A 15,543-nucleotide genomic window follows, 5' to 3' on the forward strand; every position below is an offset into this window, starting at 1 on the left:
CTGAAAACGTTAGCACTGGCTTACCAGTGATTGAATTTGTGTCGCAATGCGCTGCAGAAACTGTTGGCCCGACGTTTGAGATACCGCATTCAATAGCGGCTCAAAGGCTTGCTCATTGCTACTGGCTAATGCCAGTGCGTCTAACCAGCGCTGCCGGTGGATCATGGCATCTGGCGGCACTGTGCAGCGGGCTGACTCGTTAAACAAAGTAAGGGCCTGATCAAGTGAATCAGACAGCTTGGGTAAAACCTGCCAGGGTTTGCCTGTTTCCTGCTGCCGGGTTGCCATTGCGCTTAGCAGCAAACAACCAAAGTCTCTGAGGTGTTCGCAGTCTTGCTTCGTGCTGCGGTTGAATGCCCGCCCCCAGGTAACAGGGGCAGGCAGACAGGGCACCACGTTTAAAAATCGTTCTATAATTCGGTGTGTAATGTGCAGTGAGGACATACCCGGCACATCAATGTGATAAGCGGCCGGACCAACGGCCAGACAGTTGTTCGACACCGGCTCACGAAAGCCTGCCTCACTCTCACCGACACCGCTACGAACTACAGCAAATGTCGCCGTACGTTTTTTACCGCCCAGGTATTGGACTTGCTGATAGCCTGTATAATTCACGCTTACGGCTATACCTGGCGTGTTCGACGCACTCTGCTCTGTTGTTTCGCCTAACAGGCTGATAGGTGAATAGGCATGCCAGCTTTCAAAGGGGCGTTTTAAAGCCTGCCCAATTACACGTGCTTGCGGCCCGGTTGCATCCACTACCCAATCACACTGAATACGCTGGTTATTGCTCAGTACCAGTGTCGTGATATCGCCGCTATGTGGGCATTGTTCGAATGCAATATCTTCGGACGTAACAAACGTGACGCCACGCTCTACCGCGTGTTGAGTTAAAAACGCGCAGTAAGCCTTTGTATCAACAACGGCGCCCAGTTCAAAACTGTTGCCCAAAGTGCCCTGCTGACCAGAGGGAAACACGGTTTTTCCGGCTTTAGCGGCGGCAGCGGCAAATGACGTTTCCACAGGGGCAACATCACTCAGCCAACGTTTTACCTGATGTAGTTCAATGCCATTGAATAACGGCAACCAGGTATCGTTTGCCAGCCAGACTGGCTCGTTTGGGCGACTGGCAGTTGCCAGAGACATGGCAGTAAAAAACGCCACGCCCTGACTTTGCATAAAAGCCCGTTCGGGTATTTGATAGCGGCGATGAAACTCGAAAAGGTGCCCGTTACAGGAATGCAGAGACGCCTGTTTAGCCGTTGCTGTTGTTAATGAGACTACGCCAACTTTAATCCCGAACGGTTTGAGCGCCGTTGCAAAGGCGACGGCAGTGCTGAGCCCGTGTACATCGTCACCGACCACCCAAATCGACTTCAGTGCCCGGCCATGGGTATTTGTTGGCGTCTCAAACAAGTCTCGCTGAAATAATTTGCTCATACCTGCCCTCCGGCCCGCATGCCGCTTTTCTGAAGCGGTGTCTGAGCAACCAGTGACGACAGGTAATCATCCATATTGGGCAGCGTGGCAACCTGAGCGGCTATGTCTGATTTTAACTGATTCAGCATACCGATTAGCTGTTGAGGTGGAATAGCGGCAACCCGGCTATCGACCTGTTTTGGATGCAAATGCTGACCAATACACACCGCAGGCCAGAGACCATATTGTTTCTTATCGACCAGGCCACTGTCTCGAAAGGCTAAAATCAGCTCGGTCAGGCTATCGGGTAAAGTCATGGCCTGACAGTCTCGCCAAAACGGCGTGTCATGCCGCTGCGTGAGGTAATAATGCAAAATAATGAAATCGCGGATCACCTGATACTGCTCGGTTAACTCGCGGTTGTATTGATTGCGGGCCGCATCATTGTGCGTGCCCGGTAAATGCTCCAGAAACTTGGCGATCCCCATTTGAATGAGGAAAATACTGGTGGACTCCAGCGGCTCCAGAAAGCCAGCAGATAACCCGATTGCCACACAGTTTTGAACCCATAACTGTTTGCGGCAACCCGCCTTAAAATCAAGAAAGCGCACGTCTGCCAGGGCTTCACCAGGCAACGTTGAGCGCAACGTGTGTTCTGCTTCTTCATCACTAATATAATCGCTGCAATACACGTAACCATTGCCAATGCGATGTTGCAGCGGTATTTGCCATTGCCACCCGGCGTCTCTGGCCATGGCTTTAGTATATGGGCGGCTGGGCCCGTCTTTTTCACACGGTAACACCACCGCCCGATTAGTTTTCAACCATTCTGACCAGTCAATAAACTCAGCTTGTGAGTAATCACCTATCAACAGGCTACGAAAACCGGTGCAATCGATAAACCAATCCGCGCTTATTTGCTCCCCGTTGTCCAGTGAAAGCGCTGTGATAGGGCCGCCTTCGTGGTCCCGCTTCACTTCTCGAATTTGTGCTTCAACGCGAATTACCTGGCGTTGTTCGGCATAGTCTCGTAAGAATCGCGCGTAGGCACTGGCGTCCAAATGATACGCATAAGTATAGGTAGATAGCAGGTGTTCACGGGACGCATGCGGCGGCGAAAACTTGCGCTGCCTGGCTGCGACGGCCGCCACACTGAACGATTCAATGGGTACGTCCAGCCCTTGCAGACTGGCAGCTTGCCACAAATGATGAAATTCAATGCCCGCTAAGGGTTTGCCAAGCTCACCAAACGGGTGGATATAGCTTTCGCCTACCTTGCCCCAATCGGTAAATTCAATTCCCAACTTACAGGTGGCCGAGGTAGCCGCAATAAACTCGTCCTCGGTAATCCCCAAGGCACTATTAAACTGTCGTATGTGCGGAATGGTTGACTCCCCGACCCCCACAGTGCCAATTTGCGCCGACTCCACCAGCGTGATGCGATAGTGAGAGTGTGGCAAACGGTTAGCCAGCGCCGCCGCTGTCATCCAGCCTGCGGTGCCGCCACCAGCGATGCAAATGTGTTGTGGGGTAGTCACCAAACCGTGTTCCTTTTATCGGGCAGCTTCTTCACAAAGCCGCCCTTTCTCCTGTTTAGAAGTTTGCACGCAACGACAATGCATAACGCACGTCATTCACGTGATAGGCACCGTAATGATTACCCGGGCCATTTTGCTTCATAATATTCTTAGTAACCGTATCTGCCAGGTTATTGGCCTCCAGCACTACGGTATAATTATCATTAATCTTATAAGCAATTGAACCGTCAAGATAACCGGTCGGTGCGTTGAACAATGGCAGCGCCCATGAGCTGTCATCGGCCTGGAAGCCATTAGCCCGGGTAGACATCAGGAACTCATCGCGCCAGTTATAGGCTAAACGAATCGACCAGTTGTCTTTTTCATACATACCCACCAGGTTAAACGCCTGCTTTGACAATCCCTGATAAGGCATGGTGCCATAGGTAGAACCATCGGTATCGTAAGGGCGTGTGTCATCCCCCAGCTCAGTGCTGGAATCGATATAGGTATAGTTCGCCTGTATGCCCAATCCATCAAATGGCGCAGGCAGGTTGTTAAAGAAGTGGTTAATGGTTAGCTCAGCACCAGTGATATCGGCTTTACCCGTGCTTACTGGCCAGGTTGCATTATAGGTGTAGCCACCGTATTCAACCTGACTGAGTGAGTAGACCTGGTACCCTTTAATGTCCTTGGTAAACAACGCCGCATACATGGAGTTAGCGTCGTCGTAATACCACTCTAGTGACAAGTCGAACTGGGTTGATGTCATCGGATCCAAATAAGGGTTTGAGTCTGCGCTTAGCGTCAAATCATAATCATCCGGCCCTAATGGTTCACCCGCTTCCTGTTTGCCCTGACTGGATTCCTTGACCGACGCACTCAACGTCAGGTTTGCGCCCATTGAGTTGAAGTCTGGTCTTGCCATGGCTTTTGAAGCTGCAAAACGCAATAGCAAGCCTTCATCCAGTTCCATCTTCAGGTTGAAGCTTGGCAATAATTTGGAGTATGAGTGCTCGGCATCCAAATCTTCATAAGCACCATTGCCGAAATCACTCACAAACGGATACTGCAAATGCCCATGCGCGACGTTTTTGGTATGCACATAGCGCACGCCAAGGTTACCGCTGATAGGGAACTTGCCGTCCATGTAGTCATAATCCACCATGGCGTAAAGCGCGGTGGTTTTCTCAGACTGATCGTTCTGCCACTGGTCGTCTTCCAGGTTGCGTTGCGACCAATAAGCCCAGCTGGCCCAGTCTGCATACACAAACTTGTTTTGTAGCGTTTCATAACTTTGCGGGTAGTCACGGGCATAAGACACAATTGGCGCATATACGTTAGCCGGTGACGGTACGCGGCCTCCGAAGAAGTTATCGAAGGTATTCAAATTCAGATCAGAAGCGTCCGGCGTTATATTCTCCTGGCCTTCGACAATGCCGCCTTGCAACCAGCTCACTGCCAGTGCACTCCAGTTGTAACCCGTGTCCGCATTGTCTGCGCGAGAATCACTGTAACGACCACCGAAACGCACGGCGGACAGTAATTCCATACCGGTGTAATACGTCACATCCAGGTCAAATGCCGTCATGGTCGCTTCGCGGTCATACTGGTTATCCATCTGGAAGTTCCAGTTGTAATTTTCCGGTGTGGCCAGATAGGTTTCGTCAGAGTTAACTTTGGGTAATGAGCCACGGAAATCCACATCAATGTAAGGCACCAGAATCTCTGTCGCAACAGTAGAGTCAAGCCCCTTCGAGCTGGAATTTACCCGCTGCAGCGAGCTTTCCACAGCCCAGGTATCGTTGTACCAGCGATAGCGAAGCGCAAAGTCTTCGGTTTTGGCTGTTTGGTCAGAAACCCGCACGTCTGAACCCATCGGAATACCGCCGTCCTGATACAGGCGACCGTATTCCAGCACATTGTCATCGCCAAATACGGAATCTGTTGTCGCCTGAACAGCAAACGGATCATTCCCCACGAAGATGGCATCTTCATTCCAGGTCATATCGTAATCACTGACAAAGTACGTGAAGGTCAGCTCATGGTTTTCTTTTGGCTCCCATTGCAACGCTGCATAGCCACCAGAACGCTTGCGATTGAAGTACATGGTTCGCCAGTCTGCACCTCGTGGCACATACACTGTTTCCCCTTCGTGGCCTTCGATGTCATCGCGATAGAAGAACGGACGCACATACATTGAATCGTTACGGGTAGACAATTCAGACTGGGCAATGTCTAGCAACAGCCCCATTTTACCCGCGCTGGTATCCCAGGTATTGGAATACAATGCCGAGAATGCGGGCTTGGTTTCTTCAATGAGATCACCGTAGTTAGCAGTAAGCGTCACCGCTACACGCTGCTGGTCGTCCTGAAATGGCAGACGGGTTTCCAGGTCAATGGTGCCACCAATGCCGCCTTCAATCTGGTCAGCGGAGGGGCTTTTATACACGTTGACGGCACTCAGAAGTTCCGGAGGTACATCACCAAAGCTCAGGGTACGGCCACCGTTGGCACTAAAGGTACTACGACCGTTTAATTCGCTTCGCACCTGGGTTAAACCACGTACAATAACGCCGTTACCCTCTACCGAGAAATGCTCTGGATCACCTTGAGTCATGTAGCGGTCAATGGCAACACCCGGTACCCGTTGCAAGGTTTCAGTTACGCTTCGATCCGGCAGTGCGCCGATGTCTAAGGCACTGATCCCGTCCATGATTTTGTCGGATGACATCTTAGCTTCGGTGGCGGTAATAATACTCGAGCGCATGCCGCTGACTTGAATGACCTCAACGGTTTCTTCATCTTCCGTGGTTTGCGGTTCTGCTTCTTGTGCCAGTGTCGCTGAGGCATGGGTAAGCAGCCCCAGTGCACTGAGCACGCATAAGGACGTTCGTGTTCGACTGAACACGTCTCCTTTGTGTTGGTCGGTGTGCGTTACTTTCATTGGTATCTCCCATTCGCTTTTGTTTTTACTGCCGTGCTGGTAAGAACACAGACAGACTTCTTGAGCAGGATGCCCTTACAGGGACAATGCGCTCTAAACTTTGTCTTTAAGCTGAATGCGGTATGACTGTTCTGCGCTGATAGTTAGCGTCACACGACGACCTTGCTGTGTAACCGCAATGCGATTGCCAGTCCCGTCCGCAATTTCATAACGTTCTGCCTCTTGGGGTAACGTTATGGTTACCTGTTGAGACCGTGGTGAATACATCGTTGCCTGAGCCAATAACCCGTTTTGCCAGGTCATTGAAACGGTAATATTGCCCATCGCTTTAATGCCGCTGATATGCCCCTTCGCCCAGGCTCGCGGTAGTGCAGGCAGCAACTGTAATTCGCCGGGTTGACTCTGCAATAGCATCTCTGTGATACCGGCTGTGGCGCCAAAATTGCCATCAATTTGGAAAGGCGGATGGTTATCCCATAAATTAGGTAAAGTGCTGTGGCGCAGTTGCTCAATTAACAGCTTGTTGGCTCTGTCACCGTCGTAAAGCCGAGCCCAAAAATTGATTTTCCAGGCCTTACTCCATCCGGTTCCGCCATCACCTCGTGCTTCAAGGGTACGTTTGGCTGCTGCAGCCAGTGCTGGTGTCCGCTCCGGCGAAATATCCTGATCCGGATGTAACGCATAAAGGTGGGAAATATGACGGTGTTGGCTGCTCATATCGTCAATATCAGCCTGCCATTCCTGAAGTTGGCCGTGCTGACCAATGTTAAGCCCGCTGGCTAATTGAGACAATGTCGCTGCCAGAGCTTCGGCCTGTTGGTCCATGCCCAATTGTCTGGCGACTTTATGGGTATCACGCAGCAAAGCCCCGACGATTTGTTGAGACATGGCCGCTCCAACACTGAAATCACCGTGTTCAGGAGAATACGAGGGCGCAACCACTAATTGACCGGTATTAGGATCGGTAACCAGTACATGTTGCCAGAACTCTGCCGCTCCCCACATCACCGGCCAGGCGCGCTCACGCAGAAAAGTCTCGTCCAGGGTGTACAAATAATGCTGATAAAAGTGCGCGGCTAACCAGGCATTTGCCTCTGGTTGCCAAAAGGCTGTGGGCCAGGAAATCAGCCCGGTGTAACCCCAGATATTGGTATTCAGCAGCAACGTCCACCCCGGTGCATCAAATAGCCGCTGTGCCGTCTGTTCTGCCGGTACACGCAGCCCCTCAACAAAATCAAACAATGGCATACCCGCTTCCGACAGATTGGTCATGTCGGCCAGCCAGTAATTCATTTGTAGATTAATATTGACGTGATAATCCGCACTCCATGGCGCCTGGGTGTAGTTGTTCCACACACCTTGTAAATTGGCAGGTAACGTCCCCTTACGAGAAGAGGCAATCAGCAGATAACGGCCGAACTGATAATACAGCTGGGTCAGTTGGCGCTGCATCGCCGGCGTTGCGGAGTCATCGATAACTCCGTTAAGCAAGGTTGCGGTGTCTATTTCAGGCGAATCATCCAAACACAATGCCACACGTGAAAACAGCGACGAGTGATCGGCCACATGTTCGGCCCTTAGTTCGTCGTAACCTTTGTTTACGGCCGCGTTTAACCGTGCAGTGAGCGCTTCGTGAGGATGCTGCGTGCGGTACTCTGGAAAGCTGTTTGCGTAATTAGTGGCACTTACCACAAATAAAGTAAGAGACTGTGCGTCTTCAATTTCCCAACCACGGTCGGTAGGCGTTAATACGCCGCCCTCATGTGCGGCTGCTATTTGGACTTCATAAGCCAGCTGGTTGTCATGCAGGTTACCGCTGATAATTAAATTCCCCTGTTGCCAGCGATAATTTACAGAACGGTTGTCAGGTAATAACGGGGTAACGGTTGCAAAAAGGCGCTTCTCACCTTTGGCTGCATAACGGCTCGCGATAACCTGACTTGGATAGTTTGCAAAAAACTCGCGTTGATAGCGCGTTTGCTGTTGCTGATAACTCACTGTCACCAGGCCAGTCGCCATATCTAACTCGCGCTGATACTGTTCAACCTGATCGTCATGCGAGAAAGTAACATCAATGTCTAACATAGCCTGATAGCTGCCGTAGCCTGTCGGGTCCCGGCCTAGCTTTGCGGCAACGTCTTCAGGTGACATAGCGCGTTCGAGGAGTATTGTGTTGGTTACCTCACGGTATACTTGTTGATATTCCTGACTATCTTGCGGCCAGCCAAAATCGTAACCCTCACGGCTACCCGGCCCACCAGTCCACAGTGTTTTTTCGGCTATATTGAGTTTATCGGTGACCACACCACCCAATACGGTTGCGCCCATGTAACCATTACCTATTGGCAGGCTATGTGCCTCCCACTCGCTTCCAGGTGCAGTAAACCTGAGGGTGTTATCGACGTTACATTGTTCAATGACAGCAAGATTAGCAGCAACATTGGTATTCGTTTGGTCGGCACAACCGAAAAGTACTGAAGGGATGAAAGCACAAAACAGCGCACAAGAAAGCGCTTTCTTAAGTTGGCAAAATAGAGCGCAGCCCGCGTCGCGTCGAGAAAAGCGACCTGGAAGGAAAACGTTTACAAATTTAGCGCTAATGACCATGTGGAATATGTAAATTTTTTGTGAAATACGTGATTTTTGAAAATACTACGTAGCTACAAATTGTTTATCAATGAAATTCATGAAGATTAAAAAATAAAGTAACTCATTTGTTAAATTTGATACAAGCTAAACACCTACCTACTCATCTTGACGATGAAATTCCGAGAAAAAATAGTGCGCATTTATTGCGGAATGTGATGCTTTTGGACAGCCTGCTGTTAACAAAATGCAATGTGGCCAGGCAACCAAATCGTTAAGAGAAGAATAAAAACAAGGGAATTCAGAAAGAATGGAAACACGCAGCAAATAGGCCAAGGTAAAGTGTATACGTTTACACTTTGAACTGGAATTTCATATTTGAACCAAATAAATCTCAAGCGCCCAAAGGCCGCTGCTAACATTTCTACAAAATTAGCCTTGTAGCTTTTATTTGTCGAAGAGCGGCTGCAACAGTATTTTCAGAAAACTCTTCGCCTAGTAGCAACGCTCATTTTCGCCGCGCAACCATTTTTGCCCATCCAGATAGAGGTTGTCCTGTAATACCAACTCATACCTTGACTGATTGCCGTTGGTATAGGTGAGCACAAGCACGCCGGATTGGTTTAGGTCTCCCAACGCTTGCCAGGTGCCTGAATTCCCGTCATTCATTGCGCCGCTGAAGCCATCCATACTGTATCCACCCGCATTGAAGGATGTAGCAAAACTCCCGTCACTGCACAGCCACATCTCGTGTTTCTCACGATAGCCTGAACCGGTGTAATAACGTGCGATGTAACGACCTCGCATGTATTGTTGCCAACCGCCAGCTTGCTCATTAACAGCGGGGTCGGCCGGCTCAAACACCGTTATGTCTGCTGTGATTGCTAAGGCAAGTTGCTTCAACTCTGCTGTCATGGAGGAGGCAAAAATAATGGTCGCCAGACTGAGCCCTTCCCGGAGTTCTCTGGCGGCGACATTCGCAGCGAGCGGCACAGCAGTGCCCATAACCAGATAATCGTTAACAACGGTATTGTCCTGAACATTTGGGGAAGCCTTTGGCTGCAGGTACATCCCTTCATCCAGTGGAATTGACCCGGCCATCATTGACTCAATTTGTGTCTGATTATAGGAATCGAACACCAACAACATGGAGGCCTCGCCATTCTCAGCATCCAGCACCAACGCGCCGGCCCCTTGTGGTAACCCTCCCTGCCAGCCAGACGGTATGGTTAAAGTAATTCCCAACGCAGAAGACGTGAGCTCTGTCCCCCCGTTATAAAGTTGACCGGCGACAATTTCTTCACAGTGTAAATGCGGGCTAAATAAGGCAATCAGACTAAAGAAGAGTGGGATTCCCTGTTTCATAACGCTTCCTTGTTAATGACACTTTGATAAGTGTAGCAGGTAACGTGGCGGCATAAAAAAAGCCCGACAAGGTCGGGCTTCATAAAAACGATTTAGCGGCTTAGCGGAACAGCACTTTCTCTTTGTTGAACCAGTACACACAAAAGAATAATAATCCTGCTGCAATAATGGCCGTAGAAGAGAAGATGGCGACCAACTGGAAGTAATCCATGGTGCCTTTAATCAGTTCTTTAATGGCCAGTGCCACATTCGTTAGCGGTACCCAAGCCCAGCCGCCTTTAAGTTCAACGCCCGGCAACATGGCAAGTATAACCGGTACGATGACAGCGAACACCAGCGGTGTCATATACCCTTGTGCTTCTTTAAAGCTGCGGGCATAAATGGACAAACTGAGTAGCACCGCTGAGAAAATAGCAACGACAGGCACTAACATCAGGAACATCAGAATGAAGTCTATCGCGCCAATCGCACTCATAAACTCCGCCACTACTTTTAACGCCATACCCTGACTGAGTACCAGGCCCCACACGGCCATACTGCTCACCGTTATCAGGGCCGATGTAACGCCGGCAAAAGCAATGGTAAAGAACTTACCCAACACCAAGTGGTGCCTTTCGATGGGCGATATCAACAAGGTTTCCAGTGTGCCCCGCTCTTTCTCACCTGCACCTAAATCCGTTGCCGGGATCATGGCACCTTGTAAACACAGCATAAAAATAAAGTACGGGATCATACCGCCGATTTTTTCGCCCCAATTCTCGCGCTTGTCTGCCACATCCACTTTTTCGATAACAATGGGTTCAATAAGCGCGATTTGTTGTTGCTCATTTAAGCCTAATGTTTCAAACGCCTTTGCCTGGCTTTCTTCTGAAAACGCATCGACAATTTTATCCAGACGTTTACGTACCATGTTTAAACCAGCGTCATTAAGGTACAACTGCAGCTTTACCTGACCGTTTGCCAGCGCATCGTCACTAAAGTTGCTCGGGATAACCAGTACAAAATCGGCTTTCTCTGCTTTTACATAGGCCTTGATGTCGTCATCGTCGTTGATCAGCACTTCGTTGAACATATCAGATGTTGACAGTTCTTCGACCAATGCCGGCGCATACTGAGCGCCAATGACAGCGTAATCCAGCACTTTGTTTTCAGCTTTGTCGACGGCTTTACCACCGAAAAATACCACCAGACCGATTAATAGCGGGAACACCAGAATCGGTAGCGCAATCATAAAAAACAGGGTTTTGCGATCACGTAACAGTTCTTTGATTTCTTTCAGCATTACCTTCCACATGTTATTCCCCTCCCTGTTCAATAATTCGCATAAATGCCTGGTGTAATGAGCCGTCAGACTTGGCTTTGAATGCGTCAAAGGTATCTGAAAAATGGGTTTTGCCGTGATGGATAACCGTTACCCGGTCGCACAACTCAGAAACCTCATCGAGGTGGTGGGTGGAAAAAATAACCGGCACACCTTTCTCTTTTAACCGCTGAATAAAGTCCAACACGGTTTGTGCCGCCATAATATCCAGGCCGGTGGTAGGTTCGTCTAAGATAACCACTTTAGGGTCATGCACCACAGCGCGCGCTATAGCGGTTTTTTGCTTCATTCCGGTAGAGAAATTCTCACACTTTCGGTCCAGAAAGCTGTGCAAATCCAGTACATCGGCCAGTTCAGCAATTTTGGTGTCGATCTGGGCAGCAGACATTCCGTGCAACTGGCCGAAATAAGCAATGTTCTCTCGTCCGGTTAATCGACCGTACAAGCCGGTTGAGCCAGACAAAAAGCCGATCATTTTGCGCGCAATAACCGGGGTTTTTACTACATTTGTACCGTCGATGGTAATGTCGCCCGCATCTGGCGTAAGCGCCGTAGAGAGCATGCGCAGCGTCGTGGTCTTCCCTGCCCCATTAGGCCCGAGTAACCCCAACACTTCACCTGAAGAACAATGAAACGAGACATTCTCTACGGAATGAAAAAAACGCCCTTTCAATCGCGGATCTTTTTTCTCTTGTTCGCTGAGTTTTTTGGGGTTTTCCACCGTAAACTTCTTGGCAAGTTGAGAAATTTCTATCATGAGTTTTCCCTGTTGTTATCGTTATTGTCAGCAAAATAACCGTTGCTTTCTTTTTTCAATTCCAATGTTGAATGTGGCTAAGTGACTCAATGTGAAAATTCGTTACACTTTTTCACTCCACCTCACCTTATATATCAGTATACTGACATTCAAATTACAATAATTCGATTAAATGTTACAAATTATAAGGAGTCACGGATGTCTGAAGTCACCAATCCAATTCAGGCTTGTAATGATATATTTTTCAAGCCGAGTGGTGTGTTTAAAGCCGTAAACGAACACAATAACTGGTCGTGGGTACCGTTTTTGATTGTTACGGTGTTAAGTGTGTTACCAGGCTATCTGTTCATCAATTTTGTTGATTTTGCCTGGTACCAGGACATGCTCATCAACACCCAGTATGGCGATATGAGTCCTGCTGAGCAAAACCAGATCCGCTCTGGTATGGGGCAATCGGCAGTGCAAATGTATATGCTGATTGGCGGTATTCTTGGCCCAATTGTCGTCAACGCCGTGGTAGCCCTTTACCTGCATTTAATGACCAAATCCGACGAACATAACCTCAATGGCTTTACAGATTGGTACGGCTTTACCTGGTGGGCGAGTATGCCTGCAGTCATTAACGCACTGATTGCGATTGCGTTAATCGCGCTGTCGAGCGACCACCAAATCCTACCTACTGTTATTAGTCCCCTGTCGTTAGCGTACTGGGCGGATATTCAAATGTCTTCAGACTGGTTTGGTTTTGCCCAATCTATGCGTCTGGAAAGCCTGTGGACTATCTACCTTATTGCGGTGGGCATTGCGCAATGGACTAGCTTCTCAACGAAAAAATCCACCCTTATTGCCTGTGCACCATTTGCTGTCATCTGGGCAATTTGGTTTGTGATTAATTTGATGTAATCCGGCGACAAGTGCACAGAAACGGGCCCAGTATTAACTGCACGGCCCGTTTTTTATTTCCCAACCAAAGGTAATTGTAACGTAGGCTGTGCATTTGCAGACAGCGGGCGAAAATAATCGCGGTTTGCATAAAACGCGTCTGTTTGGCCTTCACTCCAGTCCGGCACCCCAAGCACAGGCAATGGCTTTAATACCTGTTTACTGCTCAACCCATCAAATTCCAACAGTCGTTGTTCGAGCGCCTGATCTGCTAACGCATATTGACGGGCTGTCGATGCAGCAATAAATTCATCGGGCACAACCACCGCCAGCCATTTAGCGGTTAATCCAATAAACGGATTGAGCAACATTTCATAGATTGCATGCCCGAAAATAAGCGGAAATACCTGCGCGCCCCAGACTTGCTGATATTCACAAAAGGCTCGCTGCCATTGGTGCTTTGCCAACGCTTCAAGCAAATTATTCCCCTGTTCAAGACAGGAAGCCGGCACCGCTAACACGACTCCGCATTCATCGAAATGAGTCATACGGTTTCGTCGAGGCGTACGAGGATGTGCACCAAACGCCTTGATATCAGCAATATGAAAGCGATTCAGCCGTTGTTTACTGTTTGGGAATAGCATCCAAATCATTGCATTGAAGGCATCATGCCAGTTGCGATCCCGCGTTGGTACCTGAGCGGCCTCAGCCACAATCGTCTCGTAATACCTCGGGTCATGCTCAAACTGCTGCGCTTCAACAAACTCAGGTGCATGTTTTTCAGTCTGCCCCGAAAAGCCTTCTGCCAATTGATTTAGCTGCTTGATATCTGGCGTATCACTGATGTCCTGTATATTAAAATACTCAAACAAAGTACGAAGGGGTAAGGACAAAGAAGCACGGTGGCTCAATGATTGGTTGACTGCGACAGATTTCATGCTGAATGATTGGTTGTTGCGACCGATTTATCTATACTGGGTCGCTATTGTAATGCAATCAGAGATAATAATATGAAAAAAATCTTCCTGCCTCTGGTGATGTCTGGCTGCGCAATGATCGCTGCCTGTTCACCCGAGACCCCGACAGAAAAAAACAACTTTGATGATGTTTACGCGTCAATTACGCCGGAAAAAATTGCGCCTGCGCTAAAAACCCTGGCATCCGATGAATTTGAAGGCCGTTTACCCACCACAGAGGGCGAACGCAAAACGCTGGATTACCTGACAAAAGAATTCAAACGCATGGGCTTAAAGCCGGGTAATGGCGATAGCTATTTACAGGAAGTGGCCTTAATGGAAATCACCGCTGATCCCAATATGGTGATGACGATTGGCGATAATGAGTTTGTGTATAAAACAGATATGGTCGCGTCGTCAAAACGCGAGCAGTCTGTTGTGTCACTGGAAAATTCCGAGCTGGTATTTGTTGGATACGGTGTTAATGCCCCGGAGTACGACTGGAACGATTATGAAGGCTTGGATGTCACCGGCAAAACCGTAGTCATTCTGGTAAACGACCCTGGTTTTGAAAACCCTGAAAGCGGTAAATTCCAGAGCACCACCATGACCTACTACGGTCGCTGGAGCTACAAATACGAAGAAGCAAGCCGTCAAGGCGCAGCCGGCGCTATTATCGTTCACGAAACCGCCCCGGCCTCTTATGGATGGTCGGTGGTTGCAAATAGCTGGAGCGGCCCACAATACGGCCTGGTTAGCCCGGACAAGGGCGCAAGTCGCGTAGCGGTCGAAGGATGGCTGACTCTGGAAGCCGCTACAAAAGTGTTTGCTGATGCAGGCCTCGATTTTTCTGCTGAGAAAGCCAAAGCGATGCAAGGTCCTTATTCAAAAGCACTTGGTCAATCAATGACGGTAACCGTAAATAACACCTTTAAAGCATCTAAGAGCTACAACGTACTGGCTACGCTGCCTGGCACTGAAAAGCCGGATGAGCATGTTATTTACACGTCTCACTGGGACCATCTGGGTAAAGATGAGAGCCTTGAGGGCGACCAAATCTACAACGGCGCCCATGACAATGCGACAGGGACAGCTGCCGCACTAGTGATGGCTGAAGCCTTTACCCAACTAACGCCAGCGCCCAAGCGTTCAATCTCATTCCTGATTGTCACGGCGGAAGAACAAGGCTTACTGGGTTCAAAGTACTACGCGGATAACCCGGTTATTCCATTGAATAAAACCGTTGCCAACATCAATATGGACGCCATGAACGTATTGGGTAAAACCAAAGATGTGGCGGTCATTGGTATGGGTAAATCGGATCTGGAGCAGGAACTGACTGTTGCAGCCCAGCGTCAGGGCCGCGTTCTGGCACAGGAAGACCGTCCTGAAGCCGGATATTACTACCGCTCAGATCACTTTAGCTTTGCTAAGGCGGGTGTACCTGCGCTATACGCGAAAGGTGGAAAAGAGCCGTTTGACGAAGCCACGGCAAAATACCGCAAACACATGAAAGTGGTGGTTACCGGGTGCTATCACCAGGTCTGCGACAAATTCCGCGATGGCTGGGATTTAAGTGGCATATCGCAGGATACCCAATTACTTATGGAAGTGGGTTACATGGTAGCCAACAAAGAGGCCTGGCCAACCTGGAGTGAATCCAGCGAATTCCAGCGTCCCTAACAACTGTTTTGGCGGTTGTGCTCCACGCTGAGCATAACCGCTTCCCTCCCCTTTATTTGCGCTACTTTCACACAGCATTCACGCTACCCGGGCTATCCTGCTTATTTTTT

The 15,543-nt window shown here is 49.3% G+C and carries 10 protein-coding genes; 2 read left to right on the plus strand and 8 right to left on the minus strand.

The window, feature by feature from the left end; genetic code table 11:
* Positions 1–9: 9 nt before the first annotated feature.
* The 7 genes from BUB81_RS19715 to BUB81_RS19745 all read right to left on the minus strand — a co-directional run bounded on the left by BUB81_RS19715 (position 10) and on the right by BUB81_RS19745 (position 11,912).
* Complete coding sequence (locus tag BUB81_RS19715) at positions 10–1,440, minus strand: FAD-dependent oxidoreductase (RefSeq protein WP_073325075.1); 1,431 nt, start codon at positions 1,438–1,440, stop codon at positions 10–12.
* Positions 1,437–2,957, minus strand: a complete 1,521-nt coding sequence (locus BUB81_RS19720; RefSeq protein WP_245819299.1) for a tryptophan halogenase family protein — start codon at positions 2,955–2,957, stop codon at positions 1,437–1,439. The genes BUB81_RS19715 and BUB81_RS19720 overlap by 4 nt, the downstream gene beginning before the upstream one ends.
* A gap of 55 nt (positions 2,958–3,012) precedes the next feature.
* Positions 3,013–5,883: a TonB-dependent receptor gene (locus tag BUB81_RS19725; protein WP_073325076.1), complete on the minus strand. Its 2,871-nt coding sequence runs from the start codon at positions 5,881–5,883 to the stop codon at positions 3,013–3,015.
* Between the two features lie 93 nt (positions 5,884–5,976).
* Positions 5,977–8,490, minus strand: coding sequence for a glycosyl hydrolase family 95 catalytic domain-containing protein (locus BUB81_RS19730; RefSeq protein ID WP_073325077.1), 2,514 nt, complete (start codon positions 8,488–8,490; stop codon positions 5,977–5,979).
* 474 nt (positions 8,491–8,964) lie between these two features.
* Positions 8,965–9,834: a hypothetical protein gene (locus tag BUB81_RS19735; RefSeq protein ID WP_073325078.1), complete on the minus strand. Its 870-nt coding sequence runs from the start codon at positions 9,832–9,834 to the stop codon at positions 8,965–8,967.
* 100 nt (positions 9,835–9,934) lie between these two features.
* Positions 9,935–11,128 (minus strand): ABC transporter permease, encoded by a 1,194-nt coding sequence (locus BUB81_RS19740; protein ID WP_073325079.1) that lies wholly within the window; start codon positions 11,126–11,128, stop codon positions 9,935–9,937.
* A 1-nt stretch (position 11,129) separates the two neighbouring features.
* Positions 11,130–11,912, minus strand: a complete 783-nt coding sequence (locus BUB81_RS19745) for an ABC transporter ATP-binding protein (RefSeq protein ID WP_073325080.1) — start codon at positions 11,910–11,912, stop codon at positions 11,130–11,132.
* 198 nt (positions 11,913–12,110) lie between these two features.
* Here BUB81_RS19745 and BUB81_RS19750 point away from each other — a divergent pair, with 198 nt between their 5' ends.
* On the plus strand, positions 12,111–12,815 hold the full coding sequence (locus tag BUB81_RS19750) for a Yip1 family protein (RefSeq protein ID WP_073325081.1): 705 nt from the start codon (positions 12,111–12,113) through the stop codon (positions 12,813–12,815).
* A gap of 53 nt (positions 12,816–12,868) precedes the next feature.
* Here BUB81_RS19750 and BUB81_RS19755 read toward each other — a convergent pair whose 3' ends face one another.
* Entirely contained in the window at positions 12,869–13,732 is an 864-nt protein-coding gene (locus BUB81_RS19755; RefSeq protein WP_073325082.1) for a DUF3025 domain-containing protein, read from the minus strand.
* Between the two features lie 99 nt (positions 13,733–13,831).
* On the opposite strand from BUB81_RS19755, the gene BUB81_RS19760 reads away from it, so the two are divergent.
* Positions 13,832–15,433 (plus strand): M28 family metallopeptidase, encoded by a 1,602-nt coding sequence (locus BUB81_RS19760; protein ID WP_425435084.1) that lies wholly within the window; start codon positions 13,832–13,834, stop codon positions 15,431–15,433.
* The last annotated feature ends 110 nt before the right edge of the window (positions 15,434–15,543 follow it).

Source organism: Marisediminitalea aggregata, assembly GCF_900129565.1.
Lineage (GTDB): Bacteria > Pseudomonadota > Gammaproteobacteria > Enterobacterales > Alteromonadaceae > Alteromonas > Alteromonas aggregata.